This is a genomic window from Micromonospora sp. U56 (genome assembly GCF_018070095.1).
GTDB lineage: Bacteria > Actinomycetota > Actinomycetes > Mycobacteriales > Micromonosporaceae > Micromonospora > Micromonospora purpureochromogenes.
In genome coordinates this window covers 35,722-61,706 of sequence record NZ_JAGPYL010000024.1, presented here as the reverse complement: position 1 = coordinate 61,706, position 25,985 = coordinate 35,722, and the positions used below count along the sequence as shown (strand labels likewise).

The following is a 25,985-nucleotide window of genomic DNA, read 5'->3' as shown; positions in this document are numbered from 1 at the left end:
GCGTGGGTGCCGACGGCGGGCAAGCGGTCGCTCGTCCCGGTTTCCTCGACGTCGGCGGTGAGGTCGGCCCGCCAGGCGGCGAGCATGGCCGCGAGGTCGTCGCCGTCGGCCCCCTCCTCGCCCCGCCCGAGCGCATCGAGGAGCAGGTCGTCGCGGGTGACCGTGCCGAGGTCCAGCTGCTCGCCGCTGTCCGGCTCGTGCCTGGTCATGCCGCCACCTCGTCAAGTCCGCTGCCCGCAAGGGTACGGAGCCGGGCGAGGGCCCGGGACTGGGCCACCCGTACCGCCGCCGCCGACATGCCGAGGATGGTGCCCACCTCCTCGGCGGTCAGGCCGACCGCCACCCGGAGCGTGATGATCTCCCGCTGGACGTCGGGCAGCCGCTGCAACAGCACCGACAGCCGGCGAGCCAGGTCGGTGGCGACGGCCTGCTGCTCCGGTCCCGGCGCCGCGTCCGGGTGCTCCACCGGGGTGTCGGTCATGGTGACGGCGGAGTCGCGTACCGCCGCCCGCTGGGCGTCGGCGACCTTGTGCGCGGCGACGGCGAAGACGAACGCCGAGAACGGCTTGCCCTGCTCCCGGTAGCGGGGCAGGGCCTTCAGCACCGCCAGGCAGACCTCCTGCGCGACGTCGTCCGCGGTGGTGTACGCCCCACCGACCCGGCCCAGCCGAGCCCGGCAGTAGCGGACGAGCCGCGGCCGTACGTCGGTGAGCAGGGCCGACACCGCCGTCGGGTCGCCATCGGCGGCCCGGCGGACGAGCTCTGGCTCGATCGCTGTGGTCATGGATTGCGAGGCACCTTCATTACCGGCGGGTTAACGGCACGCTATCGAGACGTGGGCCACTTTGCATAGGTCACCCTCTGTGGCTGCCGGCGTGCGCAAAGAAGTGTGTTGCGTTCCGTCCGGCCGGCCCGATGTCACTGATGTCGACGGAGGGAGGGCGCATGGGTGTCGAAGTGGCCGTGCAGGGACTGACCAAGTCCTTCGGTGGCCAGCCGGTCTGGTCGGACATCAGCCTGACCCTGCCGGCGGGGGAGATCTCCGTGCTGCTGGGCCCGTCCGGCACCGGCAAGTCGGTGCTCCTCAAGACCCTGGTGGGGCTGCTGCGGCCCGACGCCGGTTCGATCTGGATCGAGGGCAAGGACCTGCCCCGGCTCTCCGACCGCGCGTTGTACGAGGTACGCAAGCTGTTCGGGGTGCTGTTCCAGGACGGCGCGCTGTTCGGCTCGATGACCATCTACGACAACGTGGCGTTCCCGCTGCGGGAGCACACCCGCAAGTCCGAGTCGCAGATCCGCGACGTGGTCAACGAGAAGCTCGACATGGTCGGCCTGGTCGGCGCCGAGAAGAAGCTCCCCGGGGAGATCTCCGGCGGCATGCGCAAGCGGGCCGGACTGGCCCGCGCGCTCGTGCTCGAGCCCCGCATCGTCCTGTTCGACGAGCCCGACTCCGGGCTGGACCCGGTGCGCACCGCGTACCTCAACCAGCTCATCATCGACCTCAACCAGCGGACCGGGGCGACGTTCCTGATCGTCACGCACGACATCAACACCGCGCGTACGGTGCCGGACAACATCGGGTTGATCTACCACGGGCACCTGGCCATGTTCGGGCCGCGGGAGATGCTGCTGTCCAGCACCGAGCCGGTGGTGCGACAGTTCCTCAACGCCCAGCGGGTCGGCCCGATCGGGATGGCCGAGGAGAAGGACGCCGAGGAGTTGCAGGCCGAGGCGGACGCCGGGGCCGAACTGCCCCCGCTGCCGCCCATCCCGCTGCAGCTGCCGCCCTCGGACGGGCTGCCCCGCCAGGCCGAGCGCCCGCCGGGGCAGTGGTGCCGGGACAACGGCGTCACCCCGCCACCCGGCTCCTTCGAGGGCCGCCGCGACACCGCGCAGCCGACCATCGAGCTGGGCCGGGAGCTCGCCGCCGACGGGCGGCGGCACCGGGAGGTGGCCGGATGAGCGCCCCCGTCGCCGCCGTCCGCGCCACCGGCGACTTCTTCGCGTTCTGCCTGGACACCCTGCGCGGCCTCGGCCGCCGGCCGGTGCAGGTCCGCGAGTTCGTCCAGCAGGCCTGGTTCATCAGCTCGGTGTCCATCCTGCCGGCCGCGCTGGTCTCCATCCCCTTCGGCGCGGTCATCGCGTTGCAGCTCGGATCGCTGGTCCGGCAGCTCGGCGCGCAGTCGTTCACCGGGGCCGCGTCGGTGCTCGCGGTGGTCCGCGAGGCGGGCCCGATCGTCACCGCGCTGATCATCGCCGGCGCGGGTGGCTCGGCCATCTGCGCCGATCTCGGCTCCCGCAAGATCCGGGAGGAACTCGACGCCATGCAGGTGCTGGGCATCGACCCGATCCAGCGCCTGGTGGTGCCGCGCGTGCTCGCCTCGATGCTGGTCGCCGTCCTGCTCAACGGCCTGGTCAGCGTGGTCGGGGTGAGCGGTGGCTACCTGTTCAACGTGGTCATGCAGGGCGGCACGCCCGGCGCGTACCTGGCCAGCTTCCAGGCGCTGGGGCAGCTGCCTGACCTGCTGGTGGGCGAGGTCAAGGCCCTGCTGTTCGGTGCGGCCGCCGCGCTGGTCGCCTCCTACAAGGGGATGACCGCCAAGGGCGGCCCGAAGGGCGTCGGCGACGCGGTCAACCAGAGCGTCGTGATCACCTTCATGCTGTTGTTCGCGCTGAACTTCGTCGTGACGGCCGTGTACTTCCAGGTTGTACCGCAGAAGGGAAGCTGACATGCCGGGCCTGCGGTACCTCGACGACCTGGGCGGCCAGCTCGCCTTCTACCTGCGCGCCTTCGCCTGGACCCCGCGCACTGTGCGCCGCTACAAGCGCGAGGTGGTCCGGCTGCTGGCCGAGGTGAGCTTCGGCTCCGGCGCGCTCGCCGTGGTCGGCGGCACGGTCGGCGTCATCTGCTTCCTGACCTATTTCACCGGCACCGAGGTCGGCCTGCAGGGCTACCAGGCGCTCAACCAGATCGGCAGCAGCGCCTTCACCGGCTTCGTCTCGGCGTACTTCAACACTCGTGAGATCTCCCCCCTGGTGGCGGCGCTGGCGCTGTCGGCCACCGTCGGCTGCGGTTTCACCGCCCAGCTCGGCGCGATGCGGATCTCGGAGGAGGTGGACGCCCTCGAGGTGATGGGCGTGCCATCCCTGCCGTTCCTGGTCACCACCCGCATGATCGCCGGCTTCATCGCGGTCATCCCGCTCTATGTGGTGGGGCTGCTCACCAGCTACCTGGCCACCCGCACCATCGCCGTCTTCTACTTCGATCAGTCGGCCGGCACCTACGACTACTACTTCAATCTGTTCCTGCCCCCCGTCGACGTGCTGTGGTCCTTCTTCAAGGTGCTGGTCTTCAGCGTGATCGTGGTGCTGGTGCACTGCTACTACGGCTACACCGCGAGCGGTGGACCGGCCGGTGTCGGCGTCGCGGTCGGGCGGGCCGTCCGGCTCGCGATCGTCGCGGTCAACATCGTCGACTTCTTCCTGTCGCTGGCCATCTGGGGCGCGACCACCACCGTCCGGATCGCGGGGTGAACATGAGAAATCGCATTCTGGGCATCGTCTTCATCGCCCTGCTGACCGCGGCGCTGACCGCCTCCGTGCTGCAGTACAAGAAGGCGTTCACGCCGGTCGCCTGGGTGACCCTGCACGCCGGTCGGGCCGGGCTGCAGCTCAGCCCGGGCGCCGACGTCAAGGTACGCGGGGTGGTCGTCGGCGAGGTGCGCTCGGTGGGCAGCGAGGGCGCCGGCGCGAGGATCCGGCTGGCCCTGGACCCGGCCACGACGCCCCTGATTCCGGCCGACGTCAGCGCGCGGCTGCTGCCCAAGACGCTCTTCGGCGAGCGGTACGTCGAACTCGTCCCGCCGACCGGCGGCCCGGCCGCACCGATCCGCGACGGCGCGGTCATCGGCCAGGACCGCAGCCGTACGGCCGTCGAGCTGGAACGGGTCCTCGACCAGGCGCTGCCCCTGCTGCAGGCGGTGCGGCCCGACCAGCTTGCCGCGACGCTCGGCGCCATCGCCACCGCGCTGGAGGGACGCGGCGAGCAGCTCGGCGCGAACGTCGAGCGGCTCGACGCATACCTCAAGCAGCTCAACCCGGCCATGCCGACCATCGCGGAGGACATCCGGAAACTGGCGGTCGTGCTGGACAGCTACGACGCCGCGCTGCCCGACCTGCTCGCCTTGCTGCGCGACGTGACCGTCACCTCCCGCACCGTCACCGACCAGCGTGAACAGCTGGCGGCGTTCCTCATCGAGACCACCGACACGGCGGACCTCACGCGCGGCTTCCTGGACCGCCACGGCGACCAGCTCATTTCCCTTGGCCAGGTCAGCCGACCGGTGCTGCAACTGCTTGCCACGTACTCCCCGGAGTACGCGTGCATGATGAGCGGCCTGGTCGCCCTGCAACCCCGCGTCGAGGAGGTCTTCGCCGGCGGGCGGATGCACATCACCCTCGAGGTCACCCGCGACGGCGGCAAGTACGAGAAGGGTCGCGACGAGCCGGTCTACGGCGCGCACGACGGCCCGCACTGTCGGGGCGTGCCCGACCCGGGGAAGCCGGCGCCCGAGGTGCCCATCAACGACGGTTACGACTACCGGGGCGAGCGCCCTCGTACGCCGCTGCCGGTCGGCCTGCCGGGGACCTCGCCGGCCGGCGGGTCCCCGGGCATGGGCCGGGCCGGCACCGCTGAGGAGCGTGCCCTGGTCAATCCTCTCGTCGGTGCCGTCACCGGCACCCCGCCGGCGGAGGTTCCCGACATCGCGGTCCTGCTCTGGGGGCCGTTGCTACGCGGAGGGGTGGTGAACGCCCGATGACGAGCAAGACCATGGCGCCCCTGCTGAAGCTGGTGGTCTTCGCCGCGGTGACCCTGCTGCTGACCGCGCTGCTCGCGCAGACCCTCGGTGCCTTCCCGCCCGGCGGCGTCACCTACCGGGCCCGGTTCACCGACGTCACCGGGCTGCTCCCCGGGGACGACGTACGCGTCGCGGGGGTGAAGGTCGGCCAGGTCAGCCGGATCAAGGTGGTCGACAGCACCGTCGCGGAGGTGGCCTTCAACGTCACCCGCGACGTCCCGGTGGCTACCAGCGTTCGCGCCAAGATCCGCTACCGCAACCTGGTGGGTCAGCGATACCTGGCGCTCAGCGAGGGGCCGGGGGAGGGGCGGCCGCTGCGGGCCGACGGGCTCATCCCGCTCGGCCAGACCACGCCGGCGTTGGACCTCACCGTCCTGTTCAACGGGTTCCGGCCGTTGTTCACGGCCCTCGATCCCGACGACGTCAACAAGCTCGCCTACGAGATCATCCAGGTGCTGCAGGGCGAGGGCGGCACGGTGAGCAGCCTGCTGCAACGCACCGCGTCGCTGACCAACACCCTCGCCGACCGGGACGCCGTCATCGGACGGGTCGTCATCAACCTCAACGGCGTCCTGGCCACGCTGGCCGAACGGGACCGCAACCTCGACCAGAGCATCAGCCAGCTGCAGCAGTTCGTCTCCGGGCTCTCCGCCGACCGCAAGGCCATCGGCGAGTCGTTGGTCAGCATCGGTGAGCTCACCACCGCCACGTCCGCGCTGATCGACGAGGTACGACCACCGCTCGCCGCGGACATCCGAGCCCTGGACGAACTCAGTGGCAACCTCAACCGCAACGCGGCCGTCATCGACGGCACCCTCGGCCGGCTCCCGGAGCGGTACGCGTCCCTGACCCGCGTCGCCTCCTACGGCTCCTGGTTCAACTTCTACCTCTGCGACTTCGACGGCAACGTGGCGGTGGCCGGCCGGGCGCCGATCGACGTGCCCACGTTCAGCGCCCCGGCCGCCCGATGCGCGGGAGGCAGCCAGTGAGACCGTTCCGGGAACGCAACCCCGTCGTCGTCGGCACGGTCGGGCTGGCGCTGATCGTCGCCGCGCTGCTGGGCGCCTTCCAGCTCGACCGGCTGGCCGATCTCACCGGACGCGCCTACCAGGCGGCCTTCCACGACGCGAGCGGCCTCACCACCGGCAACGAGGTGCGGGTCGCCGGGGTGCGGGTGGGCAAGGTGACCGCGGTGGAGCTCGCCCGAGACGGTGCGCCCTACGTCCGGGTCCGGTTCCGGCTGGACGACGACAGCGTCCGCCTCGGCAGCGACACCAGCGCCATGATCAGGATCAAGACGGTGCTCGGCCAGAAGTACCTGGCGCTGATACCGGCCGGGCCCGGGCGGCTGCGCGAGGGCGGGCAGATCCCCCTCGCCCGGACGGCGGCACCGTTCGACGTGGTGCAGGCGGTCACCGGACTCGCCGACACCCTCGACAAGATCGACACCGAACAGCTCGCAGCCGCCTTCACCACCCTGTCCGAGACCTTCGCCGACACGCCCGACAGCGTGAACGCCTCCCTGGTCGGACTCTCCCGGCTCTCCCGCACGGTCGCCGACCGCGACGCCGAACTGCGGACCCTGCTCTCCCGCGCCCGCTCGGTCACCACGGTGCTGGCCAGCCGGGACGAGGAGTTCCGCAAGCTGGTCGCCGACGGCGAGGCGCTGCTGGCCGAGGTGAGCCGGCGTCGGGACGCCATCCACAAGCTGCTCGTCGGCACCGACGAACTCGCCACGCAGCTCTCCGGACTGGTCACCGACAACCGAGCCCGGATCGAGCCCGCGTTGCGCAAGCTGCGCGAGGTGGTAGCCATCCTGCAGCGCAACAAGGACGACCTGGAGAAGACCATCCAGCGGATGGGCCCCTTCGTCTCGACGTTCGCCAACGTGGTCGGCAACGGCCGCTGGTTCGACTCGTACGTGGCCGGTCTGCTCCAGCCGTACCAACCGACGAGGGGAGGCCGCTGATGCCCGGTCCCATCCAGCGCTGGCGACGACCGGTCGCCGTCGCCACCGCCCTGCTGGTGGCCGTCGCCGCCGGCGTGATCGTCCTCCGTGACGGCACACCCGACCGGCGGGTGGTCGCCTACTTCTCCCGTGCCGTCGGGGTGTACCCGGGATCGGACGTGCGGGTGCTCGGCGTTCGCGTCGGCGAGGTGCTCACGGTCACCCCGCAGGGCCGCAGTGTCAAGGTCACCATGTCGTACCACCCGGGGATCGACGTCCCCGCCGAGGCGCAGGCGCTCATCGTTCCGCCCAGCGTGGTCAGCGACCGGTACGTGCAGCTCACCCCCGCCTACGCCGGTGGCGCCAGGCTCACCGACGGGGCGGAGATCCCGCTGCAGCGGACCGCCGCGCCGATGGAGATCGACGATGTCTACCAGGCGCTCGACGACTTCAACCGCACCCTCGGCCCGGCGGGGGCCAACCGCGACGGCGCCCTGTCCGACCTCGTCGCGACCGGCCGGGCCAACCTGGAGGGCAACGGGCAGAACCTGCACGACACCCTCGACGGCCTGTCCCGGGCGCTGACCACCCTCTCCGACGGCCGGCAGGACCTCTTCGGCTCCGTCGCCAACCTGCAACGCTTCACCACCGCGCTGGCCCGCAGCGACCGGGAGGTGCGCGCCTTCAACCGGCAACTCGCCGACGTCGCCGAACAGCTGGCCGGCCAACGCGACGAGCTGGCCGCCGCGCTGCGCAACCTCGCCACCGCGCTGGCCGACGTCACCGCATTCGTCAAGCAGAACCGGGCCGCGTTGACCTCCAACGTCGCCGCGCTGACGGAGATCACCAGCGTGCTGGTCGGCCAGCAACAGGCGGTCATCGAGATCCTCGACGTCGCCCCGCTCGCCGTGAACAACCTCGCCCTCTCGTACAACCCACGCTCCGGGACCCTGGACACCCGCGACAACGCGATGGGCCCGTACGACCCAGCCAGCTTCGCGTGCTCCCTGCTGGTCGACCAGCTTCCCGCCGCTGAGGTGCCCGCGAAGTGCATGGCGCTCGCGCAGACCCTGCACCAGCGCGGGCTGCCCATGACCGACCAGCTGCGCAAGCTGCTCAAGCTGCCGCCCGGCGCCCCGGTGACCGGCGGGTCCTCACCGGGACCTCCCATCAGCTCCCCCGGTGCGCCGATCCCCGACCAGGCGCCGGGCGGCTCCGGCATCACCAGCGACCCCACCCTCGGCGGCATCCTGCGGGGCACCCCGTGACCGCCCGGGCGCTGCGCGCCCTGGCCGGCGCGGTCCTGGTGGCGCTGCTCCCGACCGGGTGCGGCCTGCCCGACCTCGCCGACCTGCCGCTGCCCGGCGGCGCCCCGAAGGGCGCCGGGTACACCGTCACCGCCGAGTTCAGCGACGTGCTCGACCTGGTGCCGCAGGCCGCCGTCAAGGTCGACGACGTGACCGTCGGAAGCGTGGAGAAGATCTCCCTCGCCGGCTGGACCGCGCGGGTCACCCTGCGTATCGGCACCGACGTGCGCCTGCCGTCCAACGCCACTGCCGCGGTCCGGCAGAGCAGCCTGCTGGGCGAGAAGTACGTGACCGTCGCGGCGCCGGTCAGCGGAGCCTCGACCAACCGACTCGTCGACGGCGACGTCATTCCGCTGTCCCGCACCAACCGCGGCGCCGAGGTGGAAGAGGTCCTCGCCGCCCTCGGCCTGCTGCTCAACGGTGGCGGGTTGGCTCAACTGCGGACCATCAACCAGGAACTCGGCACCGCACTCGCCGGACGGGAACCCGCCGTCCGGGACGCGCTGGGCCAGCTCGACGAGTTCATCGGCGGGCTGGACAAGCAGAAGGCCGACCTGGTCCGCGCCCTCGACGCCCTCGATCGGCTGACCGGCCGGCTCAACCGGCAGAAGCAGGTGCTCGGCGACGCGGTGGACTCCCTCGCCCCCGGCCTGACCGTGCTGGCCCAACAGCGCGCCCAACTGACCAGCGCGCTGACCGCCCTGGACAAACTCGGCGACGTCGGCACCCGGGTCGTCAACCGCAGCCGCGACGACACCGTGGCCAACCTCCGGGCGTTGCAACCAATCCTGGAGGAGCTGGTACGCGCCGGTGACGACCTGCCGAAGTCCCTGGACTTCATGCTGTCGTACCCGTTCCCGCCGAACGTCACCGGCGCGATCGTCGGCGACTTCGTCAACCTGTCCGTCACCGCCGACCTCGACTCGGCCTCGATCCTGGCGAACCTGGCCGCCGCGGCCCCCGCGCCGGCAGGCCCGACGGCGCCGCCGAGAACGGCCACTCCGGCCAGGCCGCCCGCCGCCGGCGGGCCGTCGCCCGCCGTCCCGCTGCCCGGCACCGGTTCGTTGCCCGGCCTGCCGATCCTTGAGTGCCTGCCCGACCCGGACAGGTTCCCCGCCACCTGGACGCCGCCGAAGGACTGTCTGCTGCCGGAGGGCTGCGTCCTGCTCAAGCCCGGCTCGACGGTGCCCGTCGGCGGACTGATCCTGCCCAAGGGCGTCGTGCCACCGGGCACCGCCTTCCCCGCCGGGACCGAACTGCCCCCGGGCACCGTCATGTCGGCGCAGTGCGTGCTGCCGGTGACCGGCGCGGTGACCGGACAGATCGGCGGCCTGCCGGACATCCTCGGAGGGGGACTGAAGCCATGATCGGACGTACCGCGAGACTGCAGGTTCTGGCGTTCGTGCTGGTGAGCGTCCTCGGCGTCGGCTACGTCGCCGTCCGCTACGTCGGTGTCGGCGACCGGCTGCTCGGCGGAAGCTACGTCGTCCACATGGACCTCACCCGAGCCGGTGGGATCTTCCCCAACGCCCCGGTCACCTATCGCGGGGTGCCGGTCGGCCAGGTCACCGCGGTCGCCCTGCACGGCGACGGGGTCCGCGCCGACCTGCGGTTGCAGCGCGACGTCCGGGTGCCCGACGATCTGCGGGCCGTGGTGGCGCAGCGCTCCGCCGTCGGCGAGCAGTACGTGGACCTGCGCCCGGACCGCGACGGCGGACCGTACCTCGCCGACGGGGCGGTGATTCCGGCGGACCGGACCGGCGTCCCGCTCGCCCCGGAGGTCCTGCTGACCAACCTCGACGCCCTGGTCCGCTCGGTCGACCCGGAGGACCTCACCGTCCTGATCACCGAACTCGGCACCGCGTTCGAGGGCAACGAGACGGCGCTGGCCAGCATCCTCGACGCCGGGGATGCGCTGCTGACCGAGGCGGACGCCCGGCTGCCGGAGACGCTCGCGCTGATCGACGACGGACGTACCGTGCTCACCACCCAAGCGGAGTCGGCCGAGGCGCTGCGCCGGTGGGCGGCCGGCCTGGCCCAGCTGGCGGCCACCCTCCGCGAGGCCGACCCGGACCTGCGGCGGCTGCTCGCCGCTGGACCTCCCGCCGGGCGTGAACTGTCCGCGCTGCTACGGGGACTGGAACCGACGGTCGGCACCCTGCTCGGCAACCTGGTGACCGTCAACGGCATCGCCGCCCGGCGGCTGCCCGGCATCGAGCAGATGCTGGTGGTGTACCCGATCGCCGTCGCCGGCGGTTTCACCGTCACCCCGGGCGACGGCACCGTGCACCTCGGTCTGGTGGTCAATGCCAACGACCCGCCGTCCTGCGTGTACGGGGGTGGCAACGCGAAGTGCGACGCCGGAGAGCGGGCGGCCGGCGCCAGCGTGCGCGGCAACGCCAACGCCCCCCGACCGGGGGGCCGGGAACCGGCGGCCGGCCCGGCGTCGTCCGGCGCCGCGCCGAGGGCCGGAACCACCACCGGTGGGTACGACCCGGCGACCGGCCTGGTGCTCGGCGCCGACGGTCGACCGTTGCAGTTCGGCGGGACCGGTGGTCAGTCCCGGATGGCCGGGGACCAGTCGTGGAAGCAGTTGCTGCTCGCCGGGGTGACCCCGTGACCGGCGCGAAGAAGGAGGTGGCGATGCAGGCACGCAGGAACCACACGCTGAAAGTCATCAAGGGGGCGAAGCCTGGAGTGCCGGGCCGGGCGGCGCAACGCCGGATGGTCCCCCGTCAGCTTCCCCAGCCGGAGGAGCCGATCGAGGACCTGCTGAAGCGGCTCGACCAGGAACCGGCCGAGGACCCGGCGGAGTTGGCGGATCCGGCGGCCGGTGACGACCCGGCGGACGCGGACGCTCCCCCGGAAAAGGCCGCCGGGGGCCGCCCCGCGGAGAAGCGGGCCACGCCAGCGCCGACGCGACGGCGGCGCCCGCTGATCGTCCTGCTCGTGGTGGTGCTCGCCGCGGCCCTCGCCGCCGCCGGCATGGCCGGTCACCGGTGGTACGTCGACCGGGCGACGGACCAGGCCCGGCAGGAGGCGATCGCCGCCGCCAAGCAGGCCAGCGTCAACTTCGTCTCGGTCAGCGCGGCCAGCGTGGACCGGGACATCCAACGGATCACGGCCGGGGCCACCGGTGACTTCAAGGACGAGTTCAGCCGGGGGCAGTCCCAGGTCCGGGCCGCGGTGGTGGAGAACAAGGTCGACTCGCGCGGGTCGGTGCTGCGGGCCGGGCTGGTCTCCGGTGACCGCAGCCGGGCGGTCGTGCTGGTGGCGGTCGACGCCACCGTCAAGAACATCAAGTCGCCCGAGGGGCGGCCGTCGCACTACCGGATCCAGATGGACCTGGTCCACGACAAGGACTCCGGCCGGTGGCTGGTGTCCCGCCTGCAGTTCGTCGGATGAGAAAGGGAGGACCCGTGCGTACCCTGGTCGACTTCGCGCGACGGCCGCGCGTGCTCCGGCGGCCCGCCGCCCGGATCGGGCTCGTCCCGGCTCTGGTCGTGGCGATCGTGGTCGCGACCGCCGTCGCCGGTCTGGCGTGGTGGGGCGACCACCGCGCCGAGCAGCGGGACACCGCCGTACGTCAGGCGCTGGCCACCGCGCCCGCCGCCGCCAAGGCGATCTTCTCCTACGACTACCGCACCTTCGACGACAGCGTCGCCAACGGCCGCAGCTTCGCCACCGGCTCCTTCGGCAAGGAGTACGAGCAGACCACGGCGGCGTTGAAGCAGACCGCCGCGAAGCAGCAGGCGGTCGTGGCTGCGGAGGTGTCCGCGACGGGCGTGGTGACCGCGACCACCGACCGGGTCGAGCTGCTGGTGTACCTCAACCAGTTCCGGCGCAACGTGAACACCGCCGGGGAGAAGGTCGACCAGAACCGCGTGGTGCTCACGCTGGTCCCGGTCGACGGCGAGTGGAAGGTAGCCAAGGCCACGGCCATCTGAGGTCCTCGTAGGCGGCTCTCCCGGACGGCATCGCCACCCCTTCTGTCCGACGGCGGCGATCCGGACCGACGGGCGCCGGCGGCGTACCGCTGGTCAGGAGCGGTGGCGGGTGACCGCCGTCGCCTGCAGCGTCGGACGACGCACCACGGCTATCCGGTCGCCGCGGGCGCGGATCGACGTGCGGCCGCCGCGGCGGCGGCGGACGGTGAGGTCGACGGTGGCCCGTCCCACCTGTACGCCCTCCAGCGTCAGGTCCGGCAGCCACTCCGGCAGGTGCGGGTCCACGAAGATCGTCCGCAGCGGTGCGGCCGGGCGCAGCGCCAGCAGCGCCTGGACCAGCGCGACCACCGAGCTGGCGGACCACGCCTGGGGCGAGCAGGAGTCGGGATAGACGCCGGGATGCGGATGGGCGTCGTCGCGGGGCAGGCCGCTGAGCACCTCGGGCAGGCGGTGGTCCGCGAAGAGCGCCGCCGCGGCGAACATCCCCTCGGCCAGCCGGTGCAGCTGCGTCCAGCAGCCGTACCGGGCCAGGCCGAGACCGATGGTGCCCGCCTCCACCGGCCACACGCTGCCCCGGTGGTAGCTGAACGGGTTGTACGCCGGATGCGCCGCCGACAGGGTGCGCACCCCCCAGCCGCTGAACATGTCGGGCGCCAGCAGCCGGCGGGCGACCAGGCCGGCGACCCGGGTCGGCACGATGCCGGTGGTCAGCAGGTGGCCGTCGTTGGAGTTGACCGACCGCACCTGCCGCCCGTCCGGCCCGAGCGCCATCGCGTAGCAGCCCTGATCGGGCATCCAGTAGGCCCGGTGGAAGCGGCGACGCAACGCGCGGGCCCGGGCCACCAGCTTCGCGCCGAGGGCGGGCCGGCCCGTCGCGGCGAACACCACGGCGGCGTGCCGCAGCGCGGCATACCAGTACGCCTGGAGTTCGCTGCTCGCGATCGGGTTCAACACCACCTGCCCGTGCTCGTCGACGACGGCGGTGTCCGAGTCCTTCCACCCCTGGTTCTTCAGGCCGGACCGGGCGCGGCAGTGGTACTCCAGGAAGCCGTCCCGGTCCAGGTCGCCGTACCGGTCGAGCCAGTCCAGGGCGCGGTGCGCCGTCGGCAGCAGTTCCCGCACCGTGTCCAGGTCCCCGGTCCAGGCCAGGTACTGCCCGAGGAAGACCAGGAAGTCCGGCGCCGTGGACCAGTCGCCGTGGTAGTGGGTGAACGGGTCGAGCCCGAGCACCGACACCGGGCCGAGGCGGGCCTCGTGCAGCGGTTTACCCGGCTCCTCGTCGCGCCGGTCGTCGACGCGCTGCCCGACGTGGCGGGCGTTGAGCCGCAGGCTGTCCGCCAGCATCGTCGGCCCGGCCAGCAACGCCTGCCACGACGCGGTCATCGTGTCCCGGCCGAAGATCTCCTGGTAGATCGGCAACCCGGCCATCGGCGCCGTCGGCCCGGCCGGCTCGCCGAGCGGCAGCACCGTCAGGTCGTCGACCGCGCACCGCCAGGCCGCCGTGACGTCGAAGTTGCTGCTGCTCAGCCGGGTGAACTCGCGGGCGAGGCGGGCGCCGGCGGCCGTGGCGGCGTCGGTGGGGCCGGTGAACGTCGGCGGCGGCGCGACCAGGCGCTCGCCGTCGAAGACCGGCTCGACGAGGAGATCCACCCGGCTGCTGCCACCCGGCGGCACCGTGACGTCGACGGCGAGCGCGCCGTCGACGTACCGGACGGGGACGTCGGCGCGTACCCGGATCGCCACCGCCCGGTCCAGGTCGTCGCGCAGGTAGGTCAGGAGCAGTTCCCGCTCCGCCGGGTCCCACGCCCGGTCGACGTCGCCGAACTGCCGGCGGCGTCCCGTCTCGGCCTCGCTGGTGTCCGCGAAGTCGGCGGCGAGGTGGATCCGCACCGGCAGGGTGCGTGGCCGGGCGGCGTAGCTGACCACGGTCAGCCGGGTGCGCAGCCCGTCGCCGACGAAGCGTTCCGTCAGCAGGTAGACCGCCTGCGCGGGCAGCGCCTCGCCGTCGCCGAGTTCGGCGTACGACAGTTGCGCGTGACCCCGCACGTTCGCGGTGCTGAACGCGACCGGTTCCCGGCCGTCCACCGTGAGCCGCTCGGCGCTGAGCACCCGGGTGTTGCGCGCGAAGAAGCCCTGCGGGTCGACGCCGGCGATCCGGCCCCGCACGTCGGTGACCAGGGTGCTCCACCCGCTCGCCACGTACAGCAGGTCGGGGCGGACGCGCAGGTTCCGGACCCGGCTCATCGGCGGTGCGGCGGCGGGTGGCGCGGGCCGGTTCGGACGCGGTGACCAGGTGACGCCTGCGCAACCAGCATCCCTCCTCACCCCCCCTGATCCCCGACTCAACCCCGGCCGCAGCCAGCCGGTCCGCCGGCCCTGCCTACCCCCTCCCACCGCCGGTACACCCCGCCGCCTCCCCGGTGCCCTCTTTCAGAGAAGGAGTGGCCATTCCGGCTCCCAAGGCCACTCTTTCTCCGAAAGTGCACCCGCATGCGCGGGCGGGCGTCGGCGCGGGCGGGGGGTGGCGGGTCGGGGCGCGCGGGGCGGAGGCACCGGCGGCGCCCGGACGCACGAGGGTGCGGGCGTGCACCGACAAGGTTTTGCCCCGACGGCGGCGGGTAGCCGTCGCCGGACAGATCCACCACCGACGGGAGACGGCCGTGGGGTACAGGGCGCGGCAAGGAAAGCAGCCGGTCGATCCGGAGCACGCCGAGGACGAGGCCGGCCAGGCCCGGCTCGTCCAGGTGGAAGCGGACACTGAGGTCCCGGCCCCGGACGACACCGACGTACGCCCGGACCTGGTCACCGAGGACGACGGCTCGGGCGTGGCCGGTGGTTCCTCCGGTGGCAGCGGCGGCAGCTCCGGCATGCGCGGGCACCCGGACGCCGCCCGCTGACCCGTCCACCGGTTGACAGCGGTACGCGACCAGCCGGGCGTTCACACCCCTGCACTCGACGGCAGCGAACAGCAGTACCCGGCGGTCCACGTCGCCTGGTTAGGGGACCGTGATGAACTGATGGTTAACGGGTCGGATGCGATGCTTCACACCCTTTGGGGTTCTTCGCTCGTTTAGCGGGCTTACCCGGCGGTAGCTATTGGCGCATGAAGAACCTGATGAATGCGCCGCGGTTGGCCGCGGGCGCGCTGACCCTCTCGTTGACCGTCGTCGCCGTCCCCGGCGCCCCCGCCTGGGGCAGTGCGGTAACCCCGCCGCCGGGGAGGTTCGAAGTGGACAGCACCTCCGACGCTCCTGATCCGACGCCCGGGGACGGGCGGTGCCGCACCGCCGACGGCCTCTGCACGCTGCGCGCTGCGGTGATGGAGGCCAACGCACAGTCGGACTCGACCATCGTGGTTCCCGCCGGGCGGTACACCCTGCGCATCCGCCCGCTGGCCGGCCGCGCCTTCACCGACTACACCCTCGCCGACACCGCGCACGGCAACCTGAAGATCTTCAAGCCCACCACCATCGTGGGCGCCGGCCGGGACCGTACTGTCATCGACGGCGGTCGGCTCGACCGGGTCTTCACCGTCCTGCGACCGGCCACCATCTCGGACCTCACCATTACCGGCGGCGTGTCGGCCCCGGTCGCCTCGGTCTACAACTACTACGGCGGGGGCGCCGCGCTGAACGCATCCGACCTCACGATGGAGCGGGTCCGGCTCACCGGCAACAGCGCCCGCTTCGGCGGCGCGGTCCAGAGCATCCCGTTCACCTCCTTCACCCTGCGCGACAGCCTGGTGGACGACAACGAGGCGGGTGAGGCTGGCGGGCTGCGGTTCGACTCGGTCGGCCTGGTCGAGCGGTCGACGATCACCCGCAACCGGGTCAGCAATCCGCACGACCCCACCCGCCCGGGGGAACTGGCCGGGCTGGGCGGTGGCATTGACGTCCGCGGCGTACGTACCGTCACCGTGGTCGACTCCGAGGTGACCGAGAACTACGCCGAGGACGGCGGGGGCGGTATCAACATCTCCCTGGCCTACCTGCCGGGGAGCACCGAGGACCGGTCCGGACCCGGCGCGGTGGAGCTGAAGGGCTCCGTGATCAGCGGAAACACCAGCCGGAGTGGTCCCGGCAACTGCCGGGCCGTCCGGGCGCGCATCGTCGACCTCGGCGGCACCACCGACTCCGACGGCAGCTGCACGACCACCCGGTAGCCCACCGGGCGGCGTCGCGCGGGTTGTTGGCCCGGTCTGCTGGCGCCGCCCACTGGCGCCCGGTTTCATGCCGAATGCCGGGGTTTACTGACCGTGACGGCGACAGGATCGACTCAAGAGTCGGCGTGATCTAGGTACGTCCTGCCGAATCAGGTACCGTCGCCTGTCACATCGTCTTTGCACCAACACTGGCTGCCTGTCATACGGGCGCCGAACCGGAGGGACACAGCGTGACTTTCCACAGCGCAGTCCGTAAGGCTGGCCTGATCGCGGCGATCGCCGCCCTCGCGGTGAGCGCAGGATGCGCCAAGAAGGATGACAGTGAGGTCCAGGCCAGCGGGGTCAAGCTCGTCGAGAAGGGCAAGCTGACCGTCTGCACCCACCTGCCGTACGCGCCGTTCCAGTCCAAGGATCCCAGCGGCAAGGTGATCGGGTTCGACGTCGACGTGATGGACCTGGTCGCCAAGGAACTGGGCGTGGAGCAGAAGATCGTCGATACACCGTTCGAGGGGATCAAGTCCGGCCAGGACCTGAACACCGGCAAGTGCGACGCGGCTGCCGCCGGCATGACGATCACCGAGGAACGGCAGAAGGTGATGAACTTCTCCGACCCGTACTTCGACGCGACGCAGGCGATGTTGGTCAAGACCGGCAAGCCGCTCAAGTCGCTGGACGACCTCAAGGGGAAGAAGCTGGGCGTCCAGGCGGCGACCACGGGCCGTGACTACGCCCGGAAGTTCGAGAAGGAGAAGGGCCTGCAGCTCGTCGAGTTCGAGGATCTCGCCGCCCTGCAGCAGGCCCTCGCCAACGGCCAGGTGGAGGCCGCCATCAACGACCTGCCGGTCTGGACCGAGTACATCAAGGAGCACCCCGGCGGCTTCGAGGTGGCGGCCGAGTTCGACACCGGCGAGCAGTACGGGTTCTCGGTGAAGAAGGACAGCAACCCGGAACTGCTCAAGAAGATCAACGAGGTGCTGGCCAAGGCCAAGCAGGACGGCAGGTACGACGCCGTCTACGAGAAGTGGATCGGCAAGCGGCCGAACGCCTGATCGAACCCCACGACCGGAGGGTGCGCGCCTGTCGCGCGCCCTCCGCGTATTCAACCTGTGCGTAGCGCGTATTCAACCTGTGCGTAGCAAGGAGCATCGAACAGTGAAGCTGCGACGCCGCCAGCGAGAGCGGCTGTTCCTCTGGCTCCAGTACCTGGCCTTCATCGCCGTCATCGCCGCGGTGATCTTCGCCGCGGACTGGGACAGGCTCAGCGAGGCGTTCTTCCGCGTCGACATCATCGAGTCGATGTTCCCGACGATCATCACCGTCGCGCTGCGCAATACGATCCTCTACACGCTGGGTGCGTTCGCCTTCGGCCTCGTGTTCGGCACCATCCTCGCGCTGATGCGGCTGTCCCGGGTGGCGCCGTACCGCTGGGTCGCAACCGCGTACATCGAGCTGTTCCGGGGTCTGCCCGCGCTGCTGGTGCTCTTCCTCGTCGGGTACGGCATTCCGATCGCCTTCCCGGAGCGCGAGATTCCGGGCGGCGTGTTCGGTTCGATCGCGATCGGTCTCGGGTTGACCGCCGCGGCGTACATGGCCGAGACCATCCGGGCGGGCATCCAGGCCGTGCCGAAGGGGCAGATGGAGGCGGCGCGCACCCTCGGCATGTCGCACTTCACCGCGATGCGCACCATTGTCATCCCGCAGGCGTTCCGGGTGGTGATCCCGCCGCTGACGAACGAACTCATCCTGCTCACCAAGGACTCGTCGCTCGCGTACGTGCTCGGCGTGACCGCGCAGACCATCGAGGTCACCAAGTTCGGTCGGGACACGCTGAACGACCGGGTGAACGCCACCCCGCTGCTGGTGGCCGGGTTCGCCTACCTGGTCATCACGCTGCCCCTCTCCCAGGTGGTACGACGTCTCGAACTCCGCTACGCCAAGGCTCGGTGACCAACATGACGACCACCCAACCCCGCCCCGCCGTCGAGATCCGCGACCTGCACAAGTCCTTCGGTCCGCTCGAAGTGCTCAAGGGCATCGACTTCGAGGTCGGCCACGGCGAGGTGGTCTGTGTCATCGGGCCGTCCGGATCCGGCAAGTCGACGCTGCTGCGGTGCGTCAACCTGCTGGAGGAGCCGACCGCCGGCAAGATCTGGGTGAACGGGGTCGAGATGACCGACCCGGATGTCGAGATCGACTCCGTACGTCGCGGCATCGGGATGGTCTTCCAGTCGTTCAACCTCTTCCCGCACCTGACCGTGCTGAACAACCTCACCATCGCCCAGCGCCGGGTGCTCCGGCGCGGCCGCGCCGAGGCAGAGCGGATCGCGCGCAACAACCTGGAGCGGGTCGGGCTGACCGACAAGGCCGACGCGTTCCCGGCGCAACTCTCCGGCGGGCAGCAGCAGCGGGTGGCGATCGCCCGGTCGCTGTCGATGGAGCCCAAGCTGATGCTCTTCGACGAGCCGACCTCCGCGCTCGATCCGGAATTGGTCGGTGACGTGCTCACCGTCATGCGCAACCTGGCCGAGGACGGCATGACGATGATGGTGGTCACCCACGAGATGGCGTTCGCCAGGGACGTGGCCGACCGGGTCGTGTTCATGGATGGGGGCGTGGTGGTCGAGCAGGGGCCGCCGCAGGAGGTGCTCGGTGCGCCGCGGCACGAACGGACCCGCTCGTTCCTCTCTCGGGTCCTCGATCCGACCCAGGTCGCGCAGCTTGGTCAGCCCGACCAGTCGCCCGAGCCGCCGGAACCGCCTCGCCTGCCGGCCGACGACCGCCACAATCTGTGACAGCCGCTCATCCTGACCTGCCGTGCCGGAACCGTACCGGAGGGCGGGCATGGGTACGCCGCCGCATTGACCCGCCCCGCGTCAGCTTCTCCTGAACGCGGCTTCGCTGTGTCGATCCCGTTGGTGGCGGATGCGATGTTCCTACCGCGGTGAGCGCGGCTGTGCGGACTGCCGCCGTCGTTGGCGTGGCCGATGCGGTGTGGCCGTGTCCTGTCCTGACGGATGCGGACGTTCGACGCGGGTGGGGTTGCCCCGTACGAGCTCGTCGTGGATGCGCCATCGGGCGGTGGTGGCGGCGCGCCGCGCTGTCTCGTCGCCGTGCTCGATGCGCTGGCGCAGCAACTGGATCGCAATGCGGCGGTTGAGGCTGAACTGCCGCTCGGTGTCGACCACGACGACGATGCCGGAGGGACGGTGGGTCGCCCGTACCGCCGTGCTGGCCTTGTTGCGGTGCTGGCCGCCGGGGCCGCCGGTACGGCAGGCGACGATGTCGACATCTTCTTCCGTGAAGGTCGTGACCGGGCTGTCGAGCCGACACGGTCGGACGGTGACGTACCAGTTCTTCCGGCCGGCGTCCGCGCGGTAGGGGCTGGGGGCCTGCCAGCACAGGGTTCCGCTCCACGAGGCGGCGAACGCCTCGGCGCCGGCGCCGGAGATCTCGACCAGTGCCGACCGGTAGGTGCCGGGCCGGTCCCCGGGTACGGTCTGGACCCGATGGGTCACCAGATTCTGCCGGGTGGCGTCGGCCGCCAGACGGCCCAGCAGCTGGGCCAGCGCCCAGGCGCACTCCTGCGGGCCACGCCCGGCGGACATGAGCAGGTGGACGCTCATGGCCGGCCCCGCTCACGGCGGTGGTTCCGGCGGTCCGATCGGGGCGCCGACCCGATGTCGGGCGTCTTGTAGGTGACCAGGGGGACGGTGGTGGCCACGGGGGTGGCCAGGTCGTGGTCGACGAGGTCGCTGATCACCTGCTCGATGCGTTTGTAGGCAGTGGGCGCCTCCTCGAAGAGCAGTTGACGGTCCCCGCACACCACCAGCGACCCCACCGGGGTACGGCGCAGTTCCTCGACGGTGTGCTTGGCCCGGCCCCGGCGCAGGGCGTCCGCCCGGGACATCTTGCGCCCCGCGCCGTGGGCCACGGAGTGGTTGGCATCCGGGCCGGCGTGGGCGGCCACGAGGTAGGAGGGAGTGCCTCGCGTACCGGCGATGAGCACGTCGCGGCCGTCACCCGGCGCCGCGCCCTTGCGGTGCAGGTAGACCCCGTCGCGGACCTCGACCAGGTTGTGGCACTGATCGACGATCGGCTCGGTGGGTTCCGCTCCCAGGGCGTGGGCGACCCGGGCGGCCATCAGCCGCCGGTTGAGCGAACCCCAGCGTACGGCGTCGCCATGCATCGCCAGGTAGGCGGCGGCATCAGGGGCGCGGCCCGCGCCGTGGACCTCGGTGTGCGCCCGCAGGATCCGCTCGCCCAGCCCTCGGGAACCGCTGTGGACGATGAGAACGAGGTCGCCTACGGCAAGCCCGAGACGGCTCGCGTGGCCCGGCTCGACGACGCTGTCGATCCGCGCCAGCTCGACGAAGTGGTTACCCCGGCCGACCGTTCCGAGGCCCTCGACGTGACCGGCGGGAACGTCGCCCTCCACGACGGCCCAGGCCCGGTCGTCGGCATCCCGCTCGGGGTCCAGCGGGCGGTCGAGGTCGGGGAATCGGGCGGCGAGCTTCTCGGGTACGGCGCGCTTGAGCTTCATGGGAAACACGGCGATGCCGCAACCGATGTCGGAGCCCACCAGGAACGGATACAACACGGTCGACGCCATGGCGGCGCCGATGGGGGCGCCCTTGCCCGGGTGCAGGTCCGGCATGCCGGCGACGTGGATCATGCCGTCGAGGGCGGCCACCTGCTGGCACTGCGCGAGGGCATTCGACTCGATCCAGCTTGTGGGGGAGGCGAACACGGTGACGGTGGCCGGGGTGGACGGCGGCAGGGACTCCCGCCGGGAGTGGTGCTGAGACAAGGACGCTCGCTTCTCGCGGAAGGGTACGGACGGGCGGCATGACGGCGCCGGTCGGCGCCGCGATGGCCTGGAGCAGGGGGTGCTGTCCGTCAGAGCGTCATGGACACACCATCCCGGAGCCCACCGTGCGCGGCAAGCGACTTTCGACCGCGCGGGGCGGAGGGACAGCGGACCGGAGAGCCTCCGGCAGCTCCTCGCCTGATCTGATCAGCGCGCGCTTCCCGCCTGCGCAGGCGTCACTCAGCCGCCGCGGGCGAACAGGGCCAGGCGTACCCGGTTGGGGCTGTTGGTCTTGGTCATCAGGCTGGTGATGTGGGTCTTCACCGTGGTGACGCCGATGTGCAGCCGGTCGGCGATCTCCGTGTTGGACAGCCCCTCGGCGACCAGGTTCAGCACGTCCTGCTCGCGCGCCGTCAGCCCCGGGGCCGGCTGCGGCGTCTCGGGGCGGGCGTGCACCGCGCGCTGGACCAGGCGTTGCAGCACCTCCTGGCTGAACGGGCTGTCGCCCACGGCGGCGCGGCGGACGCCGTCGAGCAGGTCGGCGGGCGGTGCGTCCTTGAGCAGGAACCCGCAGGCACCGGCGGTCAGGGCCGGATAGAGGTGGTCGTCGTCGCCGAAGGTGGTCAGCACCAGCACGCGGGTGGCGGGACGGTCGGCGAGGATCCGGCTGGTCGCGGTGATCCCGTCGACGCCGGGCATGCGCAGGTCCATCACGACGACGTCGGGTACCAGCCGCGCGGCGAGGCTGATCGCGTCGCGACCGTTGTCGGCCTCGCCGACGACCTCGATGTCGGGCTGGGCGTCGCAGAGCATGCGCAGGCCCGCGCGGATGAGGTGCTGGTCGTCGACCAGCAGGACGCGGATCATGCGAGCTCCGTCCCGTGGGGTGCGGCCGAGCCGGCGCGGGGGACCGGCGGGCAGGGGGAAGCGGTCGACGCGGCGGCCGGGAGCACGGTGCGTACCCGCCAACCCGCGCCGGTCGGGCCGGCCTCCAGCCGGCCGCCGAGGACCTCGACGCGCTCGCGCATGCCGGTGATGCCGTGGCCACCGCCGGGCGGTACCGCCGCCGGCACCCGCCCGCGCCCGTCGTCGCGGACCTCCCAGTGCACGGCCCCGTCGACCACCGACACCGCCAGGCGCGCCCGCGCGGACGTGCCGACGTGTTTGGCCACGTTGGTCAGTGCCTCCTGGGTCAGCCGCAACACCGCCAGGCCCCGGACGGCGTCGAGCGAACCGACCGCCGGGTCGATGTCGGCCTCCACGGTGACACCGGCCTGGCGGGCCCGGTCGACCGCCGCGCCGAGGGCCGCCGGAAGCGCCGCCGGCTCGATCGCGGTCAGCGCCGCGTCCCCGCGTACCCCGGCGGGGTCGCGCAGGACCGCGACCAGCCGGCGCAGGTCCGCCAGGGCGGCGGTCCCCGTGCCGTGCACGTCGTCGAAGACCTCGCCCACCCGCGGATCCAGCTCCGTCAGCACGTGCCGGGCCACGCCCACCCGCAGCACCATCGACGCCACGTGGTGCGCGACCACGTCGTGCAGCTCGCGGGCGATGGCGCTGCGTTCGTCCGCGCGGGCGGCGCGGCTCTCCGACTCGCGCCGGCGCTGCTCGGCCGCGGCCCGCTCCTCGGCCTGCCGGCCGAGCTCCCGGGTGGTACGGATGACCAGGCCGAGCAGCAGCGGCACGCCGACCTCCGCGGTCAGCCCGAAGACGCCGGAGAGGAACCGCCGGAACTCCTCGCCGATCGAGTCGGTCAGGTCCACCGCGGCCAGTAGCCCGGCGGCCAGCCAGATGAGCCGCGGCCGGTCCGCCCGCATGGCCAGCTCCAGCAGGGCCCAGCTGGCACCGACCTGGTTGATCGTGGTGTCGTCGACGAGCTGGATGGCGACCGCCAGCAGCGCGGCCTGCGCCACCAGGTTGACCAGCGCCCGGCGGTGGCACACCAGCCCGACGGCGAACGCGACCAGCGCGAGGATCCACTGTGTGGTCGTCGGTGACCGTCCGGCGTGGGCGCCGAAGACCAGGTAGCCGACGCCGCTGAGGTCGAGCAGCAGCATCCGCGCGAACGTGTCGCGCGCGTCGAAGAGCCGTCCCACCCACCCCATCGGATCAGCCTAGGCGCTGCGGCTCGCGGGCCGGAACGACCGCCGGCCGGGCCCACCTCGCCCGGAGACCGAGGTAGGCGGCCAGCCCGAGCGGCCCGAGCAGGATCGTCAGCACCAGCACCGGAGCCATGACCAGCGCCGGCACCCCCCGTTCCCGACTGTCCAGCCAGGCCCACCGGCCGACGAACAGGTCGAACCCGACCATGTGCGCCCAGGCCGCCGCCGCGCCGCCGGTGCTGCCGAGCAGGTCGCGCACCCCCGGCAGGGTCGGCGCCGTCACGGCCGGCAGCACGTCGGCGAGCGCCGGGAGCACCAGCAGCGCGTAGCTCACCAGGACCGGCAGCACGATCAGCGGAGAGGAGATGATCCAGGCGGTCCCGGACCAGCGCGGCAGCAGCAGCATCAGCGCCCAGAACGGCGCGGCCAGCGCGAAGGTCAGGGTGAACAGCGTCCCGGTCATGCGGCCAGCGCCAGTTCGCGGCGGCGTCGGCGGACGAGGACCAGTGCGGCGGCGGTCGCGGTGGCGGCCGCCAGGGCCGCGGCGGCGGCCAGCGTGAGGGCGTCCGGCCGCAGCAGCGGCTGTCCGCGCAGCGCCTGCCAGGTCAACAGGATCGTGAGTACGCCGTAGGCGGCGCCCGCGACGACCACCAGCCGCACCTGGCTGCGCTCGTCCAGCCACGTCCCGAGGAACCGGCTCAGCAGGATCGCCAGGATCGGCAGTGCCTGCAGGGCGTGCAGCCCCACGAAGTGCCCGATCCGCAGGTCCCCGCCGGTGGTGCTCCAGCCGACCAGCGGAAGCCCGGGCCCGCCGTCCGGTACGCCCACGCTGTGCGCCCCGGCGATCCCCTCGGCGGCCACGTCCTGGCCGGGCACCACCATCGGTATCGCCGCCAGCATGCCGAGCAGGGACAGGCCGAGCCCCCACCCGACCGCGTACCTGGCGACCCGGTCCGCCATCGGCTGCCGCAGGACCACGATGCCGATGACGAGGTGCGCGACGAAGAGCACCATGATCGACGCGCCCATCACCTGCCACAGCGCGGCGTTCAGCGGAGTCGTCTCGTTGTAGTGGCTGGTCGTGCCGCGCAGCACCTGCCCGACGATCACCGCCATCTCGGCCAGCGACATCGCGACGATGACCGTGCCCGCCCGCTCCGCGGTCCGGCTGCTTCGCGGCAGCAGGGAGAGCATCCAGGCGAGGGTGGTGCCGTACAGCACGAACGACACGGCGAACTTGAACGGCTTGAGCCAGATCGGGACGCCGGTGAGGACGCGGGGATCGGCGAGGATGCCGATCGCGGCGACGACGGCGAGCACCGCCATCCCCGCGACGAAGACCATCATGGGGCGGTGCCAGTGTGCCGCCCGGCGCAATGCGGTAGCCATACCTGTAGATGCTCGTGAACCCGCCTCCCGATCGCGCCCGACCTCGGGCCCTTGAAGCGGCCGGCGGTCGGAGCCGCGCCTCCTCCCGAGGGAGGAGACGGACCATCGGACCCGGGAACGGCTGCTGGCCCGCGTACCCGGAGCGAGAGGCTTGTCCTCGTCGCCGGTCGAGGTGGGCGGCGGCCTGTCCGGAGGTGACCGCCCCGGCCCGGATCCGGGCCGGGGCGGTCGGGCGTCGGTCAGAAGGTGGCGACGTTGAGCAGCTTCTCCTGGATGCCGTCCGGGTCACCCGCCGGCCAGCTGTAGTTGGTGGTACCGGCCGACTGGAGGGCCGACTTCACGGCGCTCGGGGTGGCCGTGGGGTGGGTCGCCTTGTAGAGGGCGGCGCCACCGGCGACGTGCGGGCTGGCCATCGAGGTGCCGGAGATGGTGTTGTAGCTGCCGCCCTTCCAGGTGGAGTAGATGCAGACACCCGGGGCCATCAGGTCGACGTCCGCGCCGAAGTTGGAGAAATCGGCGATGGTGTCGTCGACGTCGCTGCGGCAGGTGGCTGCCGCGCCGCCACCGGGGAGCCCGTTGAAGTCGGCGAGAGCGCTGACGGTGATGACCTCGTCGTATGCGGCGGGTACGTGGTTGGCGGCGTTGTCGGTCTCGTTGCCGGCCGCGACGACGTACGTCACGCCGGAGGCGACGGACCTGCAGACCGCCTCGTGCATGGCGTCCTTGTTGCTGCCGCAGGCACTGTCGGAGCCGGATCCGCCCAGGCTCATGTTGGCGACCTCGATCTCGCTGGCGTGCGCGGTCACGTAGTCGATGCCGCAGATGATGGCCGAGAACGTGCCGCTACCGGCGTTGTTGAGCACCCGTACCGGCCAGACCCGGGCGCCCGGGGCGACGCCGACCGCGCCGATGCTGTTGTCGAGCGCGCCGATCGTGCCGGCGACGTGCGAGCCGTGGCCGTTGCCGTCGTTCGCGCTGTTGCCGGTGGAGCAGTTCTTGGCGCCGGCGGTGTAGACGTTCAGGTCGGGGTGGGTGAGGTCGATGCCGGTGTCGATGACCGCCACGTCGACGTCGACCCGCTCGTCCGCGCCATTGATCTTCGCGGTCGGGCTCAGCTCGGCGTCGGCCCGGTTGATGCCGGTCGGCGTGGTCTGGGCGGTGGCCGTCACCACCCCGTCGGGCTGGACGAAGAGCACCCGCGGGTCCCGGGCGATGCGGCCGGCGGCGGTCGCGCTCATCCGGGCGGAGTAGCCGCGCAGGGCGTGCTCGTAGACGTGGCCGATCGTGGCGCCGTTGGCCCTGGCCTGCTCGGCGGCGACCGACGACGAGTTGGCGTCGGCGCGGAGGACGACGATGTAACCGCTGTCCGCCTCGGCGCGGGGGGCGGCGGTGGCGCCGGTCGCCGAGGCGGCGACGACGATGCCGGTCAGCATCGCGACGCCCAGTGTCTTGCGCATGGGGGTTCCT

At 72.0% G+C, this 25,985-nt stretch carries 26 protein-coding genes; 16 read left to right on the top strand and 10 right to left on the bottom strand.

Annotated elements, in window-relative coordinates:
• The coding region (locus KBX37_RS11645; RefSeq protein ID WP_210775911.1) for an anti-sigma-D factor RsdA at positions 1-209 on the bottom strand (209 nt) is incomplete at its 3' end.
• The gene (gene shbA, locus KBX37_RS11640) at positions 206-784 is read right to left on the bottom strand and encodes an RNA polymerase sigma factor ShbA (protein ID WP_210775910.1); all 579 of its coding nucleotides are present in this window, start codon (positions 782-784) and stop codon (positions 206-208) included. The genes KBX37_RS11645 and shbA, both read right to left, overlap by 4 nt.
• A gap of 161 nt (positions 785-945) precedes the next feature.
• Between shbA and KBX37_RS11635 the strand changes: the two genes are divergently transcribed.
• From KBX37_RS11635 to KBX37_RS11585, 11 genes are read left to right on the top strand one after another with little or no spacing between them, the layout of a single operon-like run.
• Positions 946-1,962: an ABC transporter ATP-binding protein gene (locus KBX37_RS11635; RefSeq protein WP_305798103.1), complete on the top strand. Its 1,017-nt coding sequence runs from the start codon at positions 946-948 to the stop codon at positions 1,960-1,962.
• On the top strand, positions 1,959-2,729 hold the full coding sequence (locus KBX37_RS11630) for an ABC transporter permease (RefSeq protein WP_210775908.1): 771 nt from the start codon (positions 1,959-1,961) through the stop codon (positions 2,727-2,729). The genes KBX37_RS11635 and KBX37_RS11630 overlap by 4 nt, the downstream gene beginning before the upstream one ends.
• 1 nt (position 2,730) lies before the next feature.
• Positions 2,731-3,534 (top strand): ABC transporter permease, encoded by an 804-nt coding sequence (locus KBX37_RS11625; RefSeq protein ID WP_210775907.1) that lies wholly within the window; start codon positions 2,731-2,733, stop codon positions 3,532-3,534.
• 2 nt (positions 3,535-3,536) lie between these two features.
• A complete protein-coding gene (locus KBX37_RS11620; protein ID WP_210775906.1) occupies positions 3,537-4,820 on the top strand; it encodes an MCE family protein in 1,284 nt (427 codons plus the stop codon).
• A complete protein-coding gene (locus KBX37_RS11615; RefSeq protein WP_247657674.1) occupies positions 4,817-5,848 on the top strand; it encodes an MCE family protein in 1,032 nt (343 codons plus the stop codon). Before KBX37_RS11620 ends, KBX37_RS11615 begins: the two co-directional genes overlap by 4 nt.
• Complete coding sequence (locus tag KBX37_RS11610) at positions 5,845-6,828, top strand: MCE family protein (RefSeq protein WP_307849039.1); 984 nt, start codon at positions 5,845-5,847, stop codon at positions 6,826-6,828. Before KBX37_RS11615 ends, KBX37_RS11610 begins: the two co-directional genes overlap by 4 nt.
• Entirely contained in the window at positions 6,828-8,075 is a 1,248-nt protein-coding gene (locus KBX37_RS11605) for an MCE family protein (protein ID WP_210775904.1), read from the top strand. The genes KBX37_RS11610 and KBX37_RS11605 overlap by 1 nt, the downstream gene beginning before the upstream one ends.
• On the top strand, positions 8,072-9,481 hold the full coding sequence (locus KBX37_RS11600) for an MCE family protein (protein WP_307849038.1): 1,410 nt from the start codon (positions 8,072-8,074) through the stop codon (positions 9,479-9,481). The genes KBX37_RS11605 and KBX37_RS11600 overlap by 4 nt, the downstream gene beginning before the upstream one ends.
• Positions 9,478-10,734 carry an MCE family protein gene (locus KBX37_RS11595; RefSeq protein ID WP_210775903.1) on the top strand — a complete coding sequence of 419 codons (1,257 nt, stop codon included), beginning with the start codon at positions 9,478-9,480 and terminating at the stop codon, positions 10,732-10,734. The genes KBX37_RS11600 and KBX37_RS11595 overlap by 4 nt, the downstream gene beginning before the upstream one ends.
• The gene (locus KBX37_RS11590; protein WP_210775902.1) at positions 10,731-11,519 is read left to right on the top strand and encodes a hypothetical protein; all 789 of its coding nucleotides are present in this window, start codon (positions 10,731-10,733) and stop codon (positions 11,517-11,519) included. The genes KBX37_RS11595 and KBX37_RS11590 overlap by 4 nt, the downstream gene beginning before the upstream one ends.
• Before the next feature lie 14 nt (positions 11,520-11,533).
• The gene (locus KBX37_RS11585; RefSeq protein WP_210775901.1) at positions 11,534-12,061 is read left to right on the top strand and encodes a hypothetical protein; all 528 of its coding nucleotides are present in this window, start codon (positions 11,534-11,536) and stop codon (positions 12,059-12,061) included.
• A 93-nt stretch (positions 12,062-12,154) separates the two neighbouring features.
• Here the strand turns inward: KBX37_RS11585 and KBX37_RS11580 are convergent, their stop codons facing one another.
• Positions 12,155-14,305, bottom strand: coding sequence for a glycogen debranching N-terminal domain-containing protein (locus KBX37_RS11580; protein WP_210775900.1), 2,151 nt, complete (start codon positions 14,303-14,305; stop codon positions 12,155-12,157).
• 416 nt (positions 14,306-14,721) lie between these two features.
• Between KBX37_RS11580 and KBX37_RS11575 the strand changes: the two genes are divergently transcribed.
• The 5 genes from KBX37_RS11575 to KBX37_RS11555 all read left to right on the top strand — a co-directional run bounded on the left by KBX37_RS11575 (position 14,722) and on the right by KBX37_RS11555 (position 19,015).
• On the top strand, positions 14,722-14,958 hold the full coding sequence (locus KBX37_RS11575; protein WP_210775899.1) for a preprotein translocase YidC: 237 nt from the start codon (positions 14,722-14,724) through the stop codon (positions 14,956-14,958).
• A gap of 206 nt (positions 14,959-15,164) precedes the next feature.
• Positions 15,165-16,223 carry a hypothetical protein gene (locus tag KBX37_RS11570; protein WP_210775898.1) on the top strand — a complete coding sequence of 353 codons (1,059 nt, stop codon included), beginning with the start codon at positions 15,165-15,167 and terminating at the stop codon, positions 16,221-16,223.
• A 230-nt stretch (positions 16,224-16,453) separates the two neighbouring features.
• The gene (locus KBX37_RS11565) at positions 16,454-17,272 is read left to right on the top strand and encodes a basic amino acid ABC transporter substrate-binding protein (RefSeq protein WP_210775897.1); all 819 of its coding nucleotides are present in this window, start codon (positions 16,454-16,456) and stop codon (positions 17,270-17,272) included.
• 103 nt (positions 17,273-17,375) lie between these two features.
• Positions 17,376-18,170 carry an amino acid ABC transporter permease gene (locus tag KBX37_RS11560; RefSeq protein ID WP_210775896.1) on the top strand — a complete coding sequence of 265 codons (795 nt, stop codon included), beginning with the start codon at positions 17,376-17,378 and terminating at the stop codon, positions 18,168-18,170.
• A 5-nt stretch (positions 18,171-18,175) separates the two neighbouring features.
• Entirely contained in the window at positions 18,176-19,015 is an 840-nt protein-coding gene (locus KBX37_RS11555) for an amino acid ABC transporter ATP-binding protein (RefSeq protein ID WP_210775895.1), read from the top strand.
• A gap of 141 nt (positions 19,016-19,156) precedes the next feature.
• Here the strand turns inward: KBX37_RS11555 and prfH are convergent, their stop codons facing one another.
• The 7 genes from prfH to KBX37_RS11520 form a co-directional block, all read right to left on the bottom strand.
• Positions 19,157-19,846 carry a peptide chain release factor H gene (prfH, locus tag KBX37_RS11550; RefSeq protein ID WP_210775894.1) on the bottom strand — a complete coding sequence of 230 codons (690 nt, stop codon included), beginning with the start codon at positions 19,844-19,846 and terminating at the stop codon, positions 19,157-19,159.
• Positions 19,843-21,030 (bottom strand): RNA ligase RtcB family protein, encoded by a 1,188-nt coding sequence (locus KBX37_RS11545; protein WP_210775893.1) that lies wholly within the window; start codon positions 21,028-21,030, stop codon positions 19,843-19,845. The genes prfH and KBX37_RS11545 overlap by 4 nt, the downstream gene beginning before the upstream one ends.
• A 240-nt stretch (positions 21,031-21,270) precedes the next feature.
• Positions 21,271-21,897, bottom strand: coding sequence for a response regulator transcription factor (locus KBX37_RS11540; protein WP_210775892.1), 627 nt, complete (start codon positions 21,895-21,897; stop codon positions 21,271-21,273).
• Positions 21,894-23,132: a sensor histidine kinase gene (locus KBX37_RS11535; protein WP_210775891.1), complete on the bottom strand. Its 1,239-nt coding sequence runs from the start codon at positions 23,130-23,132 to the stop codon at positions 21,894-21,896. Before KBX37_RS11535 ends, KBX37_RS11540 begins: the two co-directional genes overlap by 4 nt.
• Before the next feature lie 4 nt (positions 23,133-23,136).
• Entirely contained in the window at positions 23,137-23,592 is a 456-nt protein-coding gene (locus tag KBX37_RS11530; protein ID WP_210775890.1) for an ABA4-like family protein, read from the bottom strand.
• Positions 23,589-24,518, bottom strand: a complete 930-nt coding sequence (locus tag KBX37_RS11525) for a hypothetical protein (protein ID WP_210775889.1) — start codon at positions 24,516-24,518, stop codon at positions 23,589-23,591. Before KBX37_RS11525 ends, KBX37_RS11530 begins: the two co-directional genes overlap by 4 nt.
• Positions 24,519-24,757: 239 nt before the next feature.
• Positions 24,758-25,975, bottom strand: coding sequence for a S8 family peptidase (locus KBX37_RS11520; RefSeq protein WP_247657670.1), 1,218 nt, complete (start codon positions 25,973-25,975; stop codon positions 24,758-24,760).
• Positions 25,976-25,985 lie beyond the last annotated feature (10 nt).

Bases quoted from the DNA above. Each gene is read 5' to 3' on its own strand.
- shbA (WP_210775910.1), bottom strand. From the start codon at position 784: ATGACCACAGCGATCGAGCCAGAGCTCGTCCGCCGGGCCGCCGATGGC.
- KBX37_RS11635 (WP_305798103.1), top strand. From the start codon at position 946: ATGGGTGTCGAAGTGGCCGTGCAGGGACTGACCAAGTCCTTCGGTGGC.
- KBX37_RS11630 (WP_210775908.1), top strand. From the start codon at position 1,959: ATGAGCGCCCCCGTCGCCGCCGTCCGCGCCACCGGCGACTTCTTCGCG.
- KBX37_RS11625 (WP_210775907.1), top strand. From the start codon at position 2,731: ATGCCGGGCCTGCGGTACCTCGACGACCTGGGCGGCCAGCTCGCCTTC.
- KBX37_RS11620 (WP_210775906.1), top strand. From the start codon at position 3,537: ATGAGAAATCGCATTCTGGGCATCGTCTTCATCGCCCTGCTGACCGCG.
- KBX37_RS11615 (WP_247657674.1), top strand. From the start codon at position 4,817: ATGACGAGCAAGACCATGGCGCCCCTGCTGAAGCTGGTGGTCTTCGCC.
- KBX37_RS11605 (WP_210775904.1), top strand. From the start codon at position 6,828: ATGCCCGGTCCCATCCAGCGCTGGCGACGACCGGTCGCCGTCGCCACC.
- KBX37_RS11595 (WP_210775903.1), top strand. From the start codon at position 9,478: ATGATCGGACGTACCGCGAGACTGCAGGTTCTGGCGTTCGTGCTGGTG.
- KBX37_RS11580 (WP_210775900.1), bottom strand. From the start codon at position 14,305: ATGAGCCGGGTCCGGAACCTGCGCGTCCGCCCCGACCTGCTGTACGTG.
- KBX37_RS11570 (WP_210775898.1), top strand. From the start codon at position 15,165: ATGAAGAACCTGATGAATGCGCCGCGGTTGGCCGCGGGCGCGCTGACC.
- KBX37_RS11555 (WP_210775895.1), top strand. From the start codon at position 18,176: ATGACGACCACCCAACCCCGCCCCGCCGTCGAGATCCGCGACCTGCAC.
- prfH (WP_210775894.1), bottom strand. From the start codon at position 19,846: ATGAGCGTCCACCTGCTCATGTCCGCCGGGCGTGGCCCGCAGGAGTGC.
- KBX37_RS11540 (WP_210775892.1), bottom strand. From the start codon at position 21,897: ATGATCCGCGTCCTGCTGGTCGACGACCAGCACCTCATCCGCGCGGGC.
- KBX37_RS11535 (WP_210775891.1), bottom strand. From the start codon at position 23,132: ATGGGGTGGGTGGGACGGCTCTTCGACGCGCGCGACACGTTCGCGCGG.
- KBX37_RS11530 (WP_210775890.1), bottom strand. From the start codon at position 23,592: ATGACCGGGACGCTGTTCACCCTGACCTTCGCGCTGGCCGCGCCGTTC.
- KBX37_RS11525 (WP_210775889.1), bottom strand. From the start codon at position 24,518: ATGGCTACCGCATTGCGCCGGGCGGCACACTGGCACCGCCCCATGATG.
- KBX37_RS11520 (WP_247657670.1), bottom strand. From the start codon at position 25,975: ATGCGCAAGACACTGGGCGTCGCGATGCTGACCGGCATCGTCGTCGCC.